This window comes from Actinosynnema pretiosum, from assembly GCF_024171695.1.
GTDB lineage: Bacteria > Actinomycetota > Actinomycetes > Mycobacteriales > Pseudonocardiaceae > Actinosynnema > Actinosynnema pretiosum.
Genome location: NZ_JAMTCF010000002.1, coordinates 1 through 17,704, shown reverse-complemented (window position 1 = coordinate 17,704; position 17,704 = coordinate 1). Strand labels below are relative to the sequence as shown.

Annotated in this window: 17 protein-coding genes and 1 rRNA gene; 4 read left to right on the top strand and 14 right to left on the bottom strand. The window is 73.1% G+C overall.

The features are described from left to right. Positions 1-524 precede the first annotated feature (524 nt). From LV78_RS03380 to LV78_RS03365, 4 genes are all read right to left on the bottom strand, one after another. Positions 525-761 (bottom strand): hypothetical protein, encoded by a 237-nt coding sequence (locus tag LV78_RS03380; RefSeq protein WP_253843268.1) that lies wholly within the window; start codon positions 759-761, stop codon positions 525-527. Then, entirely contained in the window at positions 758-1,174 is a 417-nt protein-coding gene (locus LV78_RS03375; protein ID WP_253843754.1) for a WhiB family transcriptional regulator, read from the bottom strand. Before LV78_RS03375 ends, LV78_RS03380 begins: the two co-directional genes overlap by 4 nt. Before the next feature lie 125 nt (positions 1,175-1,299). Beyond that, entirely contained in the window at positions 1,300-1,560 is a 261-nt protein-coding gene (locus LV78_RS03370; protein WP_253843267.1) for a hypothetical protein, read from the bottom strand. A 155-nt stretch (positions 1,561-1,715) separates the two neighbouring features. Then, positions 1,716-4,238: an ATP-dependent DNA helicase UvrD2 gene (locus LV78_RS03365; protein ID WP_372494773.1), complete on the bottom strand. Its 2,523-nt coding sequence runs from the start codon at positions 4,236-4,238 to the stop codon at positions 1,716-1,718. Between the two features lie 62 nt (positions 4,239-4,300). On the opposite strand from LV78_RS03365, the gene LV78_RS03360 reads away from it, so the two are divergent. Continuing rightward, on the top strand, positions 4,301-5,029 hold the full coding sequence (locus tag LV78_RS03360; RefSeq protein ID WP_253843265.1) for a DUF4191 domain-containing protein: 729 nt from the start codon (positions 4,301-4,303) through the stop codon (positions 5,027-5,029). Between the two features lie 115 nt (positions 5,030-5,144). On the opposite strand, the gene LV78_RS03355 is transcribed toward LV78_RS03360, so the two are convergent. Then, complete coding sequence (locus LV78_RS03355; RefSeq protein ID WP_118945399.1) at positions 5,145-5,618, bottom strand: RDD family protein; 474 nt, start codon at positions 5,616-5,618, stop codon at positions 5,145-5,147. 198 nt (positions 5,619-5,816) lie between these two features. On the opposite strand from LV78_RS03355, the gene glnA reads away from it, so the two are divergent. Next, on the top strand, positions 5,817-7,241 hold the full coding sequence (glnA, locus tag LV78_RS03350) for a type I glutamate--ammonia ligase (protein ID WP_096491641.1): 1,425 nt from the start codon (positions 5,817-5,819) through the stop codon (positions 7,239-7,241). Positions 7,242-7,382: 141 nt separating this feature from the next. On the opposite strand, the gene LV78_RS03345 is transcribed toward glnA, so the two are convergent. After that, a complete protein-coding gene (locus LV78_RS03345; protein ID WP_253843264.1) occupies positions 7,383-7,997 on the bottom strand; it encodes a hypothetical protein in 615 nt (204 codons plus the stop codon). 189 nt (positions 7,998-8,186) lie between these two features. On the opposite strand from LV78_RS03345, the gene LV78_RS03340 reads away from it, so the two are divergent. After that, positions 8,187-8,417 carry a hypothetical protein gene (locus LV78_RS03340; protein WP_253843263.1) on the top strand — a complete coding sequence of 77 codons (231 nt, stop codon included), beginning with the start codon at positions 8,187-8,189 and terminating at the stop codon, positions 8,415-8,417. Positions 8,418-8,571: 154 nt separating this feature from the next. On the opposite strand, the gene LV78_RS03335 is transcribed toward LV78_RS03340, so the two are convergent. From LV78_RS03335 to LV78_RS03310, 6 genes are all read right to left on the bottom strand, one after another. Next, the gene (locus tag LV78_RS03335; protein ID WP_253843262.1) at positions 8,572-9,504 is read right to left on the bottom strand and encodes an NADP-dependent oxidoreductase; all 933 of its coding nucleotides are present in this window, start codon (positions 9,502-9,504) and stop codon (positions 8,572-8,574) included. 229 nt (positions 9,505-9,733) lie between these two features. Continuing rightward, the gene (locus LV78_RS03330) at positions 9,734-12,670 is read right to left on the bottom strand and encodes a bifunctional [glutamine synthetase] adenylyltransferase/[glutamine synthetase]-adenylyl-L-tyrosine phosphorylase (protein ID WP_253843261.1); all 2,937 of its coding nucleotides are present in this window, start codon (positions 12,668-12,670) and stop codon (positions 9,734-9,736) included. Positions 12,671-12,711: 41 nt separating this feature from the next. Beyond that, on the bottom strand, positions 12,712-12,936 hold the full coding sequence (locus LV78_RS03325; protein ID WP_253843260.1) for a hypothetical protein: 225 nt from the start codon (positions 12,934-12,936) through the stop codon (positions 12,712-12,714). Further along, complete coding sequence (locus LV78_RS03320; protein WP_253843258.1) at positions 12,933-14,069, bottom strand: inorganic phosphate transporter; 1,137 nt, start codon at positions 14,067-14,069, stop codon at positions 12,933-12,935. Before LV78_RS03320 ends, LV78_RS03325 begins: the two co-directional genes overlap by 4 nt. Positions 14,070-14,166: 97 nt before the next feature. Then, positions 14,167-14,910 (bottom strand): type 1 glutamine amidotransferase, encoded by a 744-nt coding sequence (locus LV78_RS03315; RefSeq protein WP_253843256.1) that lies wholly within the window; start codon positions 14,908-14,910, stop codon positions 14,167-14,169. 115 nt (positions 14,911-15,025) lie between these two features. Next, positions 15,026-15,538 carry a rhodanese-like domain-containing protein gene (locus LV78_RS03310; protein ID WP_253843255.1) on the bottom strand — a complete coding sequence of 171 codons (513 nt, stop codon included), beginning with the start codon at positions 15,536-15,538 and terminating at the stop codon, positions 15,026-15,028. Between the two features lie 80 nt (positions 15,539-15,618). Between LV78_RS03310 and LV78_RS03305 the strand changes: the two genes are divergently transcribed. Continuing rightward, on the top strand, positions 15,619-16,083 hold the full coding sequence (locus tag LV78_RS03305) for an Lrp/AsnC family transcriptional regulator (RefSeq protein ID WP_253843253.1): 465 nt from the start codon (positions 15,619-15,621) through the stop codon (positions 16,081-16,083). 373 nt (positions 16,084-16,456) lie between these two features. On the opposite strand, the gene LV78_RS03300 is transcribed toward LV78_RS03305, so the two are convergent. Both LV78_RS03300 and rrf read right to left on the bottom strand, forming a co-directional pair. Then, complete coding sequence (locus tag LV78_RS03300; RefSeq protein WP_253843251.1) at positions 16,457-17,308, bottom strand: GNAT family N-acetyltransferase; 852 nt, start codon at positions 17,306-17,308, stop codon at positions 16,457-16,459. 72 nt (positions 17,309-17,380) lie between these two features. Next, a 5S ribosomal RNA gene (rrf, locus tag LV78_RS03295) occupies positions 17,381-17,497 on the bottom strand. Between the last annotated feature and the right edge of the window lie 207 nt (positions 17,498-17,704).

Genomic DNA, 17,704 nt, shown 5'->3' with positions numbered 1-17,704 from the left:
GCAAGGCAAAACCGACCCCAGGCAAACACACCGGGGCCGGTCTTGGGCAGCCGCGCGAAGCGGCAAGTCTCTGCACGTCTGTGGAGCACGCCTGCGGATGGACACGCCTGTGGGTGGGCACGCCTGCGGTCGCGCGGGCGCCTGCGAACACCCGCACCCGGCCTGAGCAGCAGCACGGGCGGACAGGCGCGAGTAGGCATGAGCACGGACGGGCGGGATGGGCGCATGAGCGCGCGGACGTGGGCACGCGCGCTTGAACACGGCTCGGTGGCCGGGGAGTCGGAGCCGGACACCGGCTTTCCAGCGCCCTCACCGGGCAAGTTCCCTGCGGGGGTCGGTCGCGTTCTGGTCTGCCCGCAGGGCGTGAGGTGCTGTTCCGCCGATGTCCGGTTCCCGGTCGTGCGGGAGCCCGGTCATGACCGGGCTGGTCCGGGCGCGCGGGGCTCAGGTTGGTGTGCGTGCCCGTCGGTGGTCTCCCCCGAGTCCACCGGGCACAACTCGCCGCCCTCGCCCCGCGCCGCCGGTCAGGCCGTGTTCGCCGCCCTGCGGTCGGCCCAGGTCGCCAGCCTGCGCCACCTCGCGGCGGTCGAGGCGCGGCGGGCTTGGCGGTGTTGCCTGTGTTGTCGGGCGAAGGCCTCCGCATCCCTCATCCTGGATCTGGCGAGCGTCTCTTCGAGCAGCATCGGATTCCCCCTGGTGTTCAGCTCAACGGCCGGGTCGGTCGTTGTCCGGGTGTCGTTGGTTTTCGGGTAGTCGGTCACGCTGCGACCTCCTGGTCAGCGGCGCGACGGGTGACGGTCGCGGGCTTCTGGGCGGGGACGACGGCCGCGGGCGCGACCGGGGTGGCGTCCTTGCGCGGACGGCCCCTGGGGCGCTTGCGGGCGATCACCGCGCCGCGCTCGAAGATCTCCCCGCCCCAGACGCCCCACGGCTCGTGCCTGGACAGGGCGCCCGCCAGGCACTCCGCGATCACCGGGCAGGCGGCGCAGAACTTCTTGGCCTCCTCCAGCTGGACGGGTGCGTCGGCGAACCACAGGTCGGGGTTGTTGGTGCGGCAGGGCAGCTCCAGGCCTGCGTCGGGAGCGGTGTCGATCAGCGTCGCGACGCCCGCTCCGGTGAGGTCGGACTCGCTGGTGCTCGTCCCGCTTATGGTCGGGACGGTCGCGGTCAACATCTGGTGGACTCCTGTCGAGGTCTTGCTCATGGGGTTGACGAAAACTGCTGTGAACAGCACAAAGGCCGCGGACCATGTCGCTGGTCCGCGGCCTTTGTGAGCTGAGTGCCCTGACTACACCTGTGTCAGGTACATCGCCCTGGTGCGGACGTCGCGACGTGCTTGTACTCGTTCGGGGTGGGGGCGCCGTTTGGCAGAACGGCCTCGACGTTCATGGCAAAGCCCAGAACACGCTGGGTGCTCAGTTGTGCGAAGCCACGACGTGACCGGCGCTCACGAATCGAATCCACCAGAACTGCGGGGGCAGCGGTCGAGGGCATGGCAGTGCACTCGACAGCGGCGGGCAGGAGGCGGCTCGGGATCGTGAGGAACATCAGGGTCTTCACAATGGCCACCTCCCTCGGTGCGTGCGGGACGCCTCAGGCGTCGTGAGTGGTTCAGGTCCCCAGCAGGCGCTCTCGCGCCTGGCCTGAGCAGGTTATGACCCCGTGCGCGACGGGTGCAACCGATTTTCCAAAATCCCTGTCGATCGTGTGACGAATCAGCGTTTCCCCAGGACAAGGGCCAGAACGTCGTCGCCGTAGCGGGTGAGCTTGGACGCGCCGATGCCCGCGATCGAGACCAGTCCGGCGACGTCCTCCGGCCGCTGCTCGGCGATCGCCAGCAGGGTCGCGTCGGTGAACACCACGTACGGGGGAACCTTCAGCTCGCGCGCCCGCCCGGCCCGCCACCGGCGCAGCTTCACCAGCAGCTCCTCGTCGACGTCGGACGGGCACGAGGAGCAGCGCCCCAGCTTCACCGCCCGCGAGTCCGTCAGCGCCGACCCGCACACCCGGCACTCGGGCCTCGGCTTGCGCTGCACCGGCTCGCGCGGCTCCGCCGCGACCCGCGACGCCGGGTGCCCCTCGGGCACGAGCGCGTGCAGGAACCGGCTGCGCCTGCGGTACCGGCGGCCACCGGCGGCGCGGGACAGCGCCCAGGACAGCCACAGGTGCACGCGGGCGCGCGTGACGCCGACGTAGAGCAGCCTGCGCTCCTCCTCGACGGCGGCCTCGTCGCCGTCGGCGTGCTGGATCGGCACGGTCCCGTCGACCAGCCCGACCAGGAACACCGCGTCCCACTCCAGCCCCTTGGCGGCGTGCAGCGACGCCAGGGTGACGCCCTCGACGGTCGGCGGGTGCTGCGCCTCGGCACGCACGTCCAGCTCGGCGACGAAGGCGCGCAGGTCGGCGTCGGGCACGACGGACGCGAACTCCTCGGCCAGCTCGACCAGCGCGAGCAGCGACTCCCACCGCTCGCGCTGGGCCCCACCACCGGCGGGCGGCTCGTCGGTCAGCCCGACCACGGCCAGCACCCGGCGCACCAGGCCGGGCAGCTCGCTCGACCTGGAGGCGGGGGGAACTGGCGCGGGCGCGGAAGCGGGAGCGGGGGCGGACGCGGAGCCGGAAACAGGCGCCGACGCGGCGGGAACGGGACCGGAGGCGGAGGCGGAGGTGGAGGTGGAGGTGGAGGTGGAGGCGGAGGCGGAGGCGGAGGCGGAGGCGGAGGCGGGCGCGGGCGCTGACACCTGGGAGCGGGTCTGAGGGGCGCCGGAGGCCGAGGCTGCGCCGGGACGCGAGGCGTCACCGGGCGCCGGGGCGTAGGTGGGAGCCGGGACGCCACCGGGAGTCGGGGCATCGGCGGCGGGAAGGCCCTGGGTCGAGACGCCTGCTGCGGCCTGCCCCGTCCTGAGCGGTGACACCCGACCGGCGTCTGTCCCCGGCCGGGCGCCGGGAACCGGGCCCGGCCCGGCACCTGTGGCCGGAGCGCCACCGTTGCCCAGCCCTGCCGCGTACCGGCCGCCCGTCGACGCCGAGCGCAGGGCCAGCACGGCCTGCCTGACCTCGGGGCGCTGGAAGAAGCGCTCGCCGCCGCGCACCTGGTACGGCACGCCGACCTCGGCCAGCGCCTGCTCGAAGGCCTCCGACTGGGCGTTGACCCGGTAGAGCACGGCGATCTCGCTCGCCGACACCCCGCCGTCCAGCAGCTCCCGGACCCGCCGCGCGACCGCGCCCGCCTCGCCCGGCTCGTCGTCGAACTCGGTGAACACCGGGTCCGGGCCGTCGGGGCGCTGGCCGATCAGCTTCAGCCGCGACCCCGCGGGCCTGCCGCGCGCCCACTTGATCACGTCGTTGGCCAGCGCCACGACCTGCGGCGTCGAGCGGTAGTCGCGCTCCAGGCGGACCACGGCGGCCTCGGGGAAGCGGCGGGCGAAGTTCAGCAGCGGGAGCGGGGAGGCGCCCGCGAAGGAGTAGATGGTCTGGTTGGCGTCGCCGACCACGGTCAGGTCGTCGCGCTGGCCTAGCCACGCGTCGAGCACGCGCTGCTGGAGCGGCGTCACGTCCTGGTACTCGTCGACCACGAAGCACCGGTAGCGGTCGCGGAACTCCTCGGCCACCGCGCCGTGCTCCTCCAGGGCGGCGGCGGTGTGCAGGAGCAGGTCGTCGAAGTCGAGCAGCCGCGCCTCGTTCTTGATCCGCTCGTACCCCTGGTACACCCGCGCGACCTGCGGCGCGGGCGCGGGCGTGTCGCGCTGGGTCCGCTCGGCGGCGGCCGGGTAGTCGTCCGGGGCGATCAGGGACGCCTTCGCCCACTCGATCTCGCTCGCCAGGTCGCGCAGCGAGTCGGACTCGGTGGACAGGCCCGCCCGGTTCGCGGCCTGGGCGACCATGCGCAGCTTGTTGCCGTCGATCAGCTGCCACTGGTCGCCGCCGACGACCCTGGGCCAGAAGTACCTGAGCTGCCGCAGCGCTGCGGCGTGGAAGGTCCTGGCCTGCGCTCCCGGCACGCCGAGCGCCCGCAACCGGGTGCGCATCTCGCCTGCGGCGCGGGCCGTGAAGGTCACCGCGAGCACCTGCCCGGCGGCCACGTGACCGCGTGCGACCAGGTGCGCGATGCGGTGCGTGATGGTCCGGGTCTTGCCCGTGCCCGCGCCCGCGAGCACGCACACCGGCCCCCTCGGGGCCTCGACGGCCGCCCGCTGTTCCGGGTCCAGTCCCTCCAGCAGCCGGTCCATGCGCTGCATCCTCGCATTGCCGCTGGGCAGTCCCGTGCTGGCCCCGCGCGCCGCGCCGTATCCTTGCCCGCATGGCTGGAAAGCAGGACAAGGCCGCCGCTAAGGAAGCGGCGAAGGCCAGGCGCGCCGAATCAAGGGCCAAGCGCGGGCAGATCTTCGAGGCGTTCAAGATGCAGCGCCGCGAGGACAAGGCGCTGGTGCCGCTCATGCTGCTGGCGCTGCTCGGTGCGACGGCCGCGGCGTTCCTGCTGGGTCTCATCTGGGACATGCACTGGGTGTTCCTCCCGATGGGCATCGCGGTCGGCGCGCTGCTGGCGATCGTCATCTTCGGCAGGCGCGTTCAGCGGAACGTGTTCGCGAAGGCGGACGGGCAGCCGGGCGCGGCGGCGTGGGCGCTGGACAACCTGCGCGGCAAGTGGCGGGTCACCCAGGCGGTCGCGGGCACGACCAGCGGCGACATGGTGCACCGGGTGATCGGCAGGCCCGGCATCGTGCTCGTCGCCGAGGGCGCCCCGCACCGGGTGAAGGGCCTGCTCGCGCAGGAGAAGAAGCGCGTGGCGCGGGTCATCGGCGAGACCCCCATCTACGACGTGATCGTCGGTCACGAGGAGGGCCAGGTGCCGCTGCGCAAGCTGCAGGGCCACCTGATGAAGCTCCCCCGCAACATCTCGACCGCGCAGGTCGACACCGTGGAGAACCGGCTGACCGCACTGGCCAGCCGGGGCGCCGCGATGCCCAAGGGCCCGGTCCCGCAGGGCGCGAAGATGCGCAACATCCAGCGCGCGATGCGCCGCCGCTGATCCTCCGCTCCTCCGGCTCACCTCGGCCGTCCCTGCGGTTTCCCGCAGGGACGGCCGAGGTGTTTCCGGGACGGGAAAGCGGCGGGAAGAGGACCGGAACGGGTGATCCGCGCGGTCAGCGGACCCGGATGACGATGGTGCCCGAGGCCTTGTCGTGCAGGCAGCGCCCGTCGGCGTCCCACACCACGGCCGGGACCACCAGGAAGATCAGCGCGGTGCGCAGCGCGGCGCGCGGCGGGCCGACCAGCGCGGCGCCGTCCACGCGCGCGACGCGCAGGCCGAACAGCGCGTGCCCCGGCGTGAAGCCGAAGAACCCGACCGCGACGACGGTGATCGCGAACCAGGCCAGCAGGCTCCAGTTGCGCGGCAGGTCGGGGTAGGTGAGCAGGCCCGCGACGCCCGCGGAGAGCGCGAAGTCGACCAGGATGGCCATCGCCCTGCGCCCGGTGCCCGCCACCGCGCCCGGCCCGGACTCCGGCAGGCCGAGGCGCTCGCCCTTCCAGCGCTGCCCGGTCCCGTCGCCGGAGTCGGCGCCCGGCTCCAGTGCCGCGCGGGGTCCTGACAGCCACGAACCGGTCCACCTGCTCACCCCACCAGAGTAAGGGCGTGCTCAGCGGGTGAGGGTGTCGAGGTCGGGTTGCCCCGCCCGGCGGGCCCGTTAACACTGGCGAAACACGAGGGTGACTGCCGGGCAACACCCCGGCCATAGCGTCGCGCCCGATGGGTAGGCCGCCTTGACCAGCGGCGTCACACCACGCCCCCACCGCAGAAGAAGGAGTCGACGAGGGTGTTCAAGAATCCCGACGAGGTCCTGAAGTTCATCTCCGACGAGGGCGTGAAGTTCGTCGACGTCCGCTTCAGCGACCTGCCCGGCGTGATGCAGCACTTCACCCTGCCCGCGAAGGCGTTCGACGCCGACGCGATCAGCGAGGGCCTGGCGTTCGACGGCTCGTCGGTGCGGGGCTTCCAGTCCATCCACGAGTCGGACATGCTGCTGCTGCCCGACCTGTTCACGGCGCGCCTCGACCCGTTCCGGATCGAGAAGACGCTGATCGTGAACTTCTTCGTGCACGACCCGTTCACCCGTGAGGCGTACAGCCGGGACCCGCGCAACATCGCGCGCAAGGCCGAGCAGTACATCGCCGAGTCGGGCATCGCGGACACCGCGTACTTCGGCGCGGAGGCGGAGTTCTACATCTTCGACTCCGTCCGCTTCGACACCACCGCGAACGCCTCCTTCCACGAGATCGACGCGATCTCCGGCTGGTGGAACACCGGCCGCGAGGAGGAGGGCGGCAACCGCGGGTACAAGGTCAAGTACAAGGGCGGCTACTTCCCGGTCTCGCCCAACGACCACTACGCCGACCTGCGCGACAAGATGGTCCTCAACATGGAGGACCAGGGCTTCACCGTCGAGCGGGCGCACCACGAGGTGGGCACCGGCGGCCAGGCCGAGATCAACTACAAGTTCAACACGCTGCTGCACGCGGCCGACGACCTGATGCTGTTCAAGTACATCATCAAGAACACCGCGTGGCAGGCGGGCAAGACCGTCACCTTCATGCCGAAGCCGCTGTTCGGCGACAACGGCTCGGGGATGCACACCCACCAGTCGCTGTGGAAGGACGGCCAGCCGCTGTTCCACGACGAGTCCGGTTACGCGGGCCTGTCGGACACGGCGCGCCACTACATCGGCGGCATCCTGCACCACGCCTCGTCGCTGCTGGCCTTCACCAACCCCACGGTGAACTCGTACCACCGCCTGGTGCCCGGCTACGAGGCCCCGGTCAGCCTGGTCTACTCCCAGCGCAACCGGTCGGCGTGCGTGCGCATCCCGATCACCGGCGACAACCCGAAGGCCAAGCGCATCGAGTTCCGCTGCCCCGACTCGTCGGGCAACCCGTACCTGGCCTTCTCGGCCATGGTGATGGCGGGCCTGGACGGCGTGAAGAACAAGATCGAGCCGCCCGCCCCGATCGACAAGGACCTCTACGAGCTGCCCCCCGAGGAGGCTCGCGACGTCAAGCAGGTCCCGGCGACGCTGGACGCGGTGCTGGACAGCCTGGAGGCGGACCACGAGTTCCTGCTGGAGGGCGGCGTGTTCACGCCGGACGTGATCGACACCTGGATCGCGTTCAAGCGCGAGAACGAGATCGACCCGCTGCGCCTGCGCCCGAACCCGTACGAGTTCGCGCTGTACTACGACGTGTGACCGGTTCCCGCGCCCAGCGGGTCCCGGCAGCAGGACGGCCCGTCAGCCCTCGTGGTTGGCGGGCCGTTCCGCGTTCGGGGGGGTTTCCGGGGGTGCGTGAAGGCCCCGCTCTCCGGGGAGGGCGGGGCCTTGGCGGGGGGGTTACGGCAGCGGGACGTTCTGGACCGCGATCGCGCCGCCGGTCGGGGCCAGGGGGCCCACGATGTCCGACAGGGTCACGGTCAGGGCCGTCGCGCCGGGGGACCTCGGCTCGTCCAGGTCGATCTGGCCCGTCGTGGTCGCGCCCTTGGCCAGGGTGCCGGACCAGCGGCTGGTGGGGGTGGCGGCGTACTCGGCGCCCGCGTCGTCCTTCGCGGTGATCGACGTGAGCGGGATGTCCATCTTCGCCGTGCTCGCGTTCACCGCCGTCAGGTGCAGGCGGACGCGGCCGTCGACCGTCTCGACCTTGGTGATCTCGGCGGTGAGCAGGCCCCTCGACTGCTTCCACGAGCCCTCGACGGCCTTGGTCTCCGCGTTCGGGCCCGGTTCGGCCGGGGTGTTCGCGGGCAGCAGGGCCTCGGGGGTGTCCGGAGCGGCGGCGGACGTGGGCGGGGTGGCGGAACCGCGCAGGTCCACGCTCAGCGCGCCGACGCCCACGGTGCCCGCCGTGGCGGCCTGGACCACGCCCAGCAGCACCAGGACGCCCAGTGCGGCGAAAGTGGTCTTGAGGGCCGCGCCACCCTTCTTCCGGTGGTGCGAAGTCTGCTCTCGGTTCATAGCGTCCTTCGTTCGGGCGCATGGGTGTCACCCAGCAGAGGGACCTTCAGTGTCGGGTCGAAATCACTCTCAGTCAATGCTGAGTGCCCTGGAAACGACCCCAGTTGTACAGCGCGTCACCGCAGTCCCACACAAAGTCGTTGCGCGGCGAACCGCGCCAGGGGCGGCCCGGCGGGCTACTGTCACGCCGTGTCTGAAGACGTCGCTACCCCCGCGCAGGTGCTGTCCACCAACATCTACGACTCCGCCGCGGAGGCCATCGAGGCCATCGCCGCGGCTGACGTGCTCGGACTCGGGGTCCGGGTGTTCAACCGGCTCGTGCTGGAAGAGGAAGGCGAGGAGGACACCCTGGTCGAGGAGTGGGTCGTCGACCTGCTCGCGACCGTCCCCACCGCCGACGAGGCGCCCGACGAGGCGTGACCAGCCGTTCAGCGGGGCGGGTCCGACGTCGGCAGGACCCGCCCCACAACCACCGCCCGCGCGGGAGCGGGTGACCGCAGCGCGCGTTCGAGCAGCGCACGTTCGAGCAGCGCGCACCCGCGCCTCACCCCACCACGCCTCACCCCGCTGAACCTCACCCCACCGCGAGCACGACCTTGCCCCGCACGTGCCCGCCCTCGATGAGCCGGTGGGCGTCGGCGGCCCGCGCCAGCGGCAGGACCTGCTGCACCTCCACCCGCAGCTCCCCCGCGCCCGCCCGGTCGGCCAGCCAGCGCAGGTCGTCGGCGACCGGCTTCGCGTACGCGTACAGCCCGCCGAGCGCGACCACGTTCAGGTCCACGACGGACACCACGCGCGCCGGGTCGCGCACCAGCGCCCACGAGTCGCTCAGCGCCGCGCCGCCCGCGCAGTCCAGCACCGCGTCCACCCGCGCGTCCCCGCCGAGCACCTCGGCCACGTTGTCCACGAGCGCGTCCCCGTACGCCACCGGCTCCGCGCCGAGCCCGGCCAGGAACGCGTGGTTGCGCGGCGACGCCGTGCCCAGCACCCGCTCGGCCCCGAGCAGCCGCGCCACCTGCACCGCCAGGTGCCCGACCCCGCCCGCCGCGGCGTGCACGAGGACCCGGTCGCCCGGCCCCACGCCGATCCGGCGCAGCGCCTGCAGCGCGGTCGACCCGGCCAGCGCGAGCCCGCCGGCCTCCTCGAACGACAACCCGGCGGGCTTGTGCGCGAGCCCGCGCTCGTGCGCCGCGATCAGCTCCGCGTACGCGCCGTGCTGCACGTGGTCCTTGCGCTGGTAGCCGAACACCTCGTCACCGGGCGCGAACCCCTCCACGGCCAGGCCGACCCGCCGCACCACCCCGGCCACGTCCCACCCCGGCACCAGCGGGAAGTGGTGCGGCACCACGTCCCGCAGCAGCCCGGCCCGCACCAGCCGGTCCACCGGGTTCACCCCCGCCGCGCGCACCTCGACCAGGACCTGGTCGGGGCCGATCACCGGGTCGGGCACCTCGCTCAGGCGCAGGACGTCCGCGTCGCCGAACTCGCTCTGCGTGATCGCTTCCACACCCCGAGTGTGGCAGCAGTCACCCCACGGCCCCAGCCCTCGCGCGGGACGGATCGTGGTCGAGGCTTACGGAACCGATCGAGACCGGAACGCGGCGGAGCACCACCGGGGCCAGGTCGGGGGTCGGGGGTCGGGGGTCGGGAGTCGGGGCCGGGCGCCGGAACGCTCCGGGGCGCGAGCGGACCGCAGTCCCGCCGCCGCCGTGCCCGCCGAACGAGCCCCGCCCGCCTCACGACCCGTAGAACACCCGCTCCACCACACCCCGCGCCCGCCGCGTGGCCCGCCGGTAGGAGTCCAGGAACTCCCCCGCGTCGTCCGGCGCGTGCCCCATCACCGCCGCCACCGCCGCCAGGTCCCGCCCCACCGTGGGCAGCTGGTCACCCGGCTTGCCCTTCACCAGCACGACCGCGTTCCGCGCCCGAGTCGCCAGCACCCACGACTCCCGCAGCACCTCCGCGTCCTCCGCCGACACCAGCCCGGCCTCCTGCGCCGCCCGCAGCCCCCGCACCGTGGACGGCGTCCGCAGCTCCGGCACCTCGGCCGCGTGCCGCAGCTGGAGCAGCTGCACCGTCCACTCCACGTCCGCCAGCCCACCGCGCCCCAGCTTGGTGTGCGTCGACGGGTCGGCCCCGCGCGGCAGCCGCTCGGCCTCCACCCGCGCCTTGATCCGCCGGATCTCCCGCACCTGCCCGGAGTCCAGCCCGCGCTCCGGGTACCGCACCGGGTCGATCATCTCGACGAACCGCGCCCCCAGCTCCGCGTCCCCGGCGATCACCCGCGCCCGCAGCAGCGCCTGCGACTCCCACAGCTCGCCCCACTGCGCGTAGTACGCCCGGTACGACTCCAGCGTCCGCACCAGCGGCCCCTGCCTGCCCTCGGGCCGCAGGTCCGCGTCGACCTGGAGCGCCGGGTCCTGGCTGGGCGCGCTCAGCAGCCGCCGCACCCGCTCGACCACGCCGTTCGCGTACCGCACCGCCTCGGAGTCGCTCGCCCCGCCGACCGCCTCGCACACGAACACCACGTCCGCGTCCGACCCGTACCCCAGCTCCCGCCCGCCGAGCCTGCCCATCCCGATGACCGCTATCCGCGCCCTGGGCTCGCCCGCCGCCCGCACGACCGCGTCGAGCGAGGCCTCCAGCACCGCCACCCACACCTCGGACAGCGACACGCACACCGTCCGCAGCGTCGCCAGCCCGAGCAGGTCCGCGCACGCCACCCGCAGCAGCTCGTGCCGCCGCAGCGAGCGCGCCGCCGTCACCGCCCGCTCCAGGTCGTGGTGCCGGGACACCGTGCTGCGCAGCGGGTTGCCCACGGTCATCGGGTCCCGCCCGACCAAGGCCTCGGTGTCGGCGAGCAGCCGCAGCACCTCGGGGGCCCGCACCAGCAGGTCGGGCACCAGCCGCGAGGACCCGAGCAGCGCCGCCAGCCGGTCGACGACCGCGCCCTCGTCGCGCAGCAGCCGCAGGTACCAGGGCGTCTCGGCGAGCGCCTCGGACACCTTCCGGTACGACAGCAGCCCGCCGTCCGGGTCGGGGGTCTCGGCGAGCTGGTCGAGCAGCACGGGCAGCAGCGCGCCCTGGATGCGGGCCCGCCGCGACACGCCCTTGGTGAGCGCCTCGATGTGCCGCAGCGCCCCGTCCGGCGCGGTGTAGCCGAGCGCGGCCAGCCGGTTGACCGCCTCGCCGGTGGTCAGCCGCAGCGCCTCGGTCGGCACGTTCGCCACCGCCTGGAGCAGCGGCCGGTAGAACAGCTTCTCGTGCAGCCTGCGCACCTGGTTGGCGCGCTTGCGGAACTCGCCGAGCAGCACCTGCGACTCGGACTGCCCGCCCTCGGCGTGCAGCCCGGAGGCGCGGGCGAGCCAGCGCAGCGCCGCCTCGTCGCCCTCGGCCGGGAACAGGTGGGTGCGCAGCAGCTTCTGCAGCTGCAACCGGTGCTCCAGGGTGCGCAGGAACCGGTAGGCGCGGCCGAAGTCCGCCGCGTCGGCCCGCCCCACGTACCCGCCGCGCCCGAGGGCGGCGAGCGCCTGCGTGGTGGCCTGGATGCGCAGCTCCTCGTCACCGCGCCCGTGCACGAGCTGGAGCAGCTGCACCGCGAACTCGACGTCCCGCAGCCCGCCCCGGCCGAGCTTGAGCTCGCGCTCCTCCAGCCCCACCGGCACGTGCTGCTCCACCCGCCGCCGCATGGCCTGCACGTCCGGCACGAAGTCCTCGCGCTCGGCGGCCGTCCACACCAGCGGGCGCACCACCTCCAGGTACCGCTGCCCCAGCTCGGCGTCGCCGACCACCGGCCGGGCCTTGAGCAGCGCCTGGAACTCCCAGGTGCGCGCCCACCGCCGGTAGTAGGAGGCGTGCCCGTCGAGGGTGCGCACGAGCGCGCCCGCCTTGCCCTCGGGCCGCAGCGCCGCGTCCACCTCGAAGCAGGCCTTGCCCGCGACCTGCATGAGCGTGCTCGCCAGCCGGGTCGCCACGCCCGTGTCGCCCTCGGCGACGAACACCACGTCGACGTCGCTGACGTAGTTCAGCTCCCGCGCGCCGCACTTGCCCATGGCGATCACGGCCAGCCTGCACTCGTCGGCCCTGGGCACCCTGGTGCGGGCGACCTCCAGCGCGGCGTGCAGCGCGGCGACGGCGAGGTCGGACAGCAGGCCAGCGACGTCGTCGTACGGCACGTACGCCAGCTCGGGCTCGACCACGTGCGCCAGGTCCTCGGCGGCGATCCGGCACAGCAGCGCCCGGTACTCCAGCTTCAGCTCGCGCACCGGGTCGTCCGCGCCGACCACCCGGACCAGGGCCGGGACGAACGAGGCCTGGTCGACCGGGTCGGCGCCCGCGAGCGCCGTCCAGCGGTCCGGGTTGGCCGCGAGGAAGTCGGACAGCGCGGTGGACGAGCCGAGCACCGCCAGGAGCCTGCCGCGCACCACCTCGTCGGCGCGCAGCGCGGCGTCGAGCGCGGGCCAGCGGTCGCCGAGCGAGGAGCGGAGCCGGTCGACGCCCAGGAGGGCCAGGTCCGGGTCGGGGCTGCGGGCCAGCGCGGCCAGGACCGGGTCGACGCCGCCGGTGGGACCTCGGTCGTCCCACCAGCCTGCGTCGCGCAGGTGTTCACCGCTGCGCGGGTCGGTGAGCCCGAAGCGCGCGGGCGACGTGGAGGAGCGGGCTGGATCGGTCATCGCAGCACACCGTAGTCCCGTCGTCGCCCGGCGCAGCGGGATCAGCGCGCAACGATCAAGTAGATCCCGAACAGCACCACGGCCGCGCAGGCCGCGAAGCAGGTCACGGCCACGGACAGGCCCGGCGCGCCGCTGCCACCGCCCTCGCGGGCGACCTCCCGCGCGGACAGCCCGCGCAGCGCGGCGGAGAACAGCGCCACCAGGCCCAGCACGACCACCAGGCTCACGCCGAAGACGGAGCCGAGCGCTCCCCAGTCGACCGTCACGCCGCCACCCCTCCCACTTCCCGCGCGGAGGCGGGGCCCTCGTCCACGATCTGCTCCGGCAGCACCGGCTCCCGGCGCGAGAGCACGTAGATGCCCAGCGACACCAGCACGGCGGTGACCGCGACGACCACCACCCCGGCCGTGCCGCTGTCGGCGACCCAGCCCGCGAGCGCGCCGACGAGGCCGGCGGCGGGCAGGGTCAGCACCCAGGCCGCGACCATCCGGCCCGCGACGCCCCAGCGCACCGCCTCGCGGCCGTTGACCAGGCCCGCGCCGGTGATGCCGCCGGACGCGACGTGCGTGGTCGACAGCGCGAAGCCCAGGTTGGACGACGCGAGGATCACCGCGGCGGAGCTGGTCTGCGCGGCGAAGCCCTGCACGGGCTCGATCGTGGTCAGGCCCTTGCCGAGGGTCTGGGTGATCCGCCAGCCGCCCAGGTAGGTGCCGAGCGCGATCGCCACGGCGGCGCTCACCACGACCCACATCGGCGGCTCGGCGCCGGGCGCGAGGGTGCCCGCGGTGATCAGGGTGAGGGTGATGATGCCCATGGTCTTCTGGGCGTCGTTGGTGCCGTGCGCGAGCGACATCAGGGCGGCCGAGGCGATCTGCCCGGCGCGGAAGCCCTTGCCCGCCACCGAGCCCCGCACGCCGGCGGTCAGCCGGGTGGTGAGCCTGGTGGCCAGCAGCGCGACGATCCCGGCGACCAGCGGCGCGGCCAGCGCGGGCACGACCACCTTGTCCAGGACCTTGGCGAAGTGCACCGAGTCGGCGCCCGCCGCGACCCAGGCGGCGCCGATCAGGCCGCCGAACAGGGCGTGCGAGGAGCTGGAGGGCAGGCCCAGGTACCAGGTGACGAGGTTCCAGAGCACCGCCCCGACCAGTCCGCCGAACACCACCGCCGGTGTGATCATGGCGTCGTCGACGATGCCGCCGGAGATGGTCTTGGCCACCTCCACCGAGAGCAGGGCGCCGACGAGGTTCAGCACCGCCGACAGCGCGACCGCGGTTCTCGGCTTGAGCGCTCCGGTGGCGATCGAGGTGGCCATCGCGTTGGCTGTGTCGTGGAAGCCGTTCGTGAAATCGAAGACCAGAGCGGTCACGATGACGGTGACGACGAGGAGTGAGACGTCCACCCGTAAAGTCCTTCGGCTCAACCGATTAGGTTGCGTAAGGGTTTGCGGGTGAACGCTACATGCACACTCCGTTAACTCGTGCGTCGGCCGATGTTCGTCACACCAGCGGAAGCGGCATACCGGGCACGGCGGACGTCAGCTCGCCGGACGCCAGCCGCACGAAGCGCTCGGCGAAGGGCTGCCAGACCTCGGCGACGTCGGCGTGCGCCTCGGCCAGCCGCACGGGGTCCTGCCAGCCGCGACGGCCGCTGTCGGCGACCTCGGGCGAGCCCTCGGCCCAGCTCAGCACGACCTCGGGCGTGGTCTCGATGTGGAACTGGAGGCCGTAGGCGCTCTGCCCGACCCGGAACGCCTGGTTGTCGCACTTGGGCGAGGACGCCAGCAGCTCGGCGGACGGCGGCAGCAGGCCCACCTCGTCCCGGTGGAACTGGATCACGTCGGGCGTGAACGGCAGGTCGGCGAACAGCGGGTCGCGGACCGCCGAGTCGCGCTTGGCCACCAGCTGCGGGCCGACCTCGGGACCGGAGGGGGCGCGCCGGACCTGGCCGCCGGTGGCCACCGCGAGCAGCTGCGCGCCGAGGCAGAGCGCCAGCACCGGCACCTTCTTGGCGACCGCGCCGGACAGCAGCTTGCGGACGTCGGCGAGCCACGGGTGGTCGACGTCGTCCAGCGGTCCCATCGCGCCGCCGAGGCAGACCACGGCCCGGTAGCCGTCGAGGGCGGGAACGGGCTGCTCGTACGGCTTGACCAGGTCCAGTTCCGCGCCTGCGGCTTGCATCCAGTCGCCGAGCGGGCCGAGGGGGTCGTCGGCGCCGGGCTGGATCACGAGGATTCGGGTCACCCGGACGAGGTTAGTCAGGGGGTGACCGGGGGTTGTGGCGGGGAGATCGGGAGCACCGGTCCGGGCCGCCGCCGAACCGGGCGCGCTGGGCGCCCGCGCGGGGCGGGCGCCCAGGTCAGCAGCCGCAGGCGAGGACCGGGGCCGGTCCGGCTGGTTCGGCAGGTTCACCGGGGGCGGTCCCCGCAGGAGCGGCGCTCTCGACGGCAGCGCTCCCGACGGCAGAGTTCCCGACGGCAGCGCCCTCGACCGGGAAGCCCGCCGCGCGCCAGGCGGTGATGCCGCCGGACAGGCGCTTCACCCTGAAGCCCAGTTCGGCGAGCTTCAGCGCGCCCTTGGTGGCCGCGTTGCACTGGCTGCTCTCGCAGTAGCAGACGTACACCAGGTCGCGGTCCCAGTCCGCCGTGGTCTCGGCGGTGATCTCGGGGTGCGGCAGGTTGACCGCGCCGGGCACGCGCAGCTCCGCGAACCGCTCCGCGCTCCTGGTCTCCACGAGCCGGTAGCCGGTGGCGGTCCCTGCGGCCAGGTCGCGCGCCACGTCGTCCGGGTCGGCCTCGAAGGCGAGTTCGGCGGCGAAGAAGGCGGCGGCGGTGGCGGGGTCGGCGGGCGGGAAGCGCAGTGCGTTCGACATGGGGAAATCCTCCCCGCGCGGACCCCGTGGAGCCCAGGCGGAAACCCAGGCGTTCTCGGCCGGACGCCTACGATTCCCCGGTGGAACCGGACGATCTGGATTGGAAGTTGCTGGAGCTGCTCCAGCAGGACGGCAGGACCTCGTTCAGCGAGCTGGCCCGCCGGGTGTCGCTGTCCGCGCCCGCCGTGACCGAGCGGGTGCGCAGGCTGGAGCAGGCCGGGATCATCACCGGCTACGCGGCGACCGTGGACCCCCAGCGGCTCGGGCTGGTGATCGAGGCGGTGGTGCGGGTCAGGGTGCGGAGCCTGGACACGCCCCGGTTCCGCGAGCGCGTGGTGACCATGCCGCAGGTCCGGGACGCCGACCACGTGACCGGGGACGACTGCTGGCTGCTGCGGGTGGTGTGCCGGTCGATGGCGGAGCTGGAGGTGTTCGTGGAGCTGGCCCTGCGCTACGGGGAGACCACGACGTCCCTGGTGTTCTCCTCGCACGCCCGCAACCGGCCGATCACCAGGGCGACGGCGGCGGACGTGGTGGTGGACTAGCCGCGACGGCGGTGGGGCGGCTGGTCCTGGGCGACGGTGGGACAGGGCAGGGATGGGGGCCGATCCCGGACGCCAACGGGTCCGAGGGTGGGGACCGCTCCTGAGCACCAACGGGTCCGGGGGTGGCGGAGCCGGTCCTGAGCGCCGGCGGGTTCGAGAGTGGTGGGACCGGTCCGGGTGGCGCGAGCGGATTGGGGCTTCAGCGGGTCCGAAGACGGTGGGGGCCGTTCGGGGAGCGCGGGCGGTCTGGAACGCCAGCGAGTCCGGGGGGCGGGACCGATCCGGGGTGGCGCGGGCAGACCGGGGCCGGTGGGGACGTCCGGGCCGGTGGGGTCGCCCAGGGCGGTGGGTGCGTTCAGGACGGTGGGTGCGTTCAGGGGCGGCGCGGGGAGAACACGAAGTCCACCGCGTCCTGGACCGGCTCGTAGCCGAGCCCGGGGTAGATCGAGTTGGTGGTCGGGTTGGCCAGATCCGTGAACAGGAGCACGTGCTCGGCGCCCCGGTCGAGCGCCCAGGCCGAGGCCGCCGAGGTGATCGCGGAGGCGTAGCCGTGCGCGCGGTGCTCCACCGGCGTGTAGACGGGGCCCACGCGCGACATGCCCGCCCTGGGCGGGTTCACGGCGGCCCAGGAGACCGGTTCGCCCCCGTGCCGCCACAGCAGGTCGGTGTAGCCCGCAGCTGCCCGGTGGCGGATGGCCTTGGCGGCGGCCTCCTCGTCGTGCAGGTCGGCCTCGCCGATCTCCACGGCGTACCGGGCGCGCCAGCCGACTAAGAGGTCGAAGTCCGACTCGTCGGCGACCGCCACCTCACCGGGCACGTCGGGCGGCGTGAGCGCGTCGAGCCGGAAGAGCCGCAGCTCCTTGGCCTGGTAGGCGCTGGCCCCGGTGCGGACCGACCAGGACAGGACGAACGCCTCGACGTGCTCGCGCGGCCCACCGGCGCCCGGCAGGTCGCCGCGCTCGGCGTAGGCCTGGGCGACGAGGTCGGCCCACGGCGCCGGGACCCCGCTGAGGTTCACGCCCCACGGCGGGGTGCGCACGGCCGCCGCGACGAGCTGCCCGTCGTCGTGGACGGTGACGCACACGACGGACGGGCGTTCGGGTTGGCGCAAGCACTGCTCGACCACGGCGATGGGCACGGTGTGCCGGACGGGATCGGCGCGGAAGAAGTCCCCGGCCACCGCCCAGAACCCGGCGGGATCTTCGTGCACCACCACGTCGACCATGAACAGGGAGGTTAACGCAAAAAAGCCCTGTGGGGGCGCACGGAAAACCGTGCACCCCCACAGGGAAAGAATGTTCGGCGGCGTCCTACTCTCCCACACCCTCACGAGTGCAGTACCATCGGCGCTGGAAGGCTTAACTACCGGGTTCGGAATGGGACCGGGTGTTCCCCAACCGCAATGACCACCGAAACACTATGAAGATAACCAACCACACAGCACCACCCTGTCGCGCCCAACCCCCCAACCAGGGGATCAGTCAGCGACCGGTGATGGTCGGTTCGGTTCCTTCAGAACCGCACAGTGGATGCGTAGCGTCTTCATGACAAGTCCTCGGCCTATTAGTACCGGTCAACTCCAACCATTACTGGTCTTCCATCTCCGGCCTATCAACCCAAT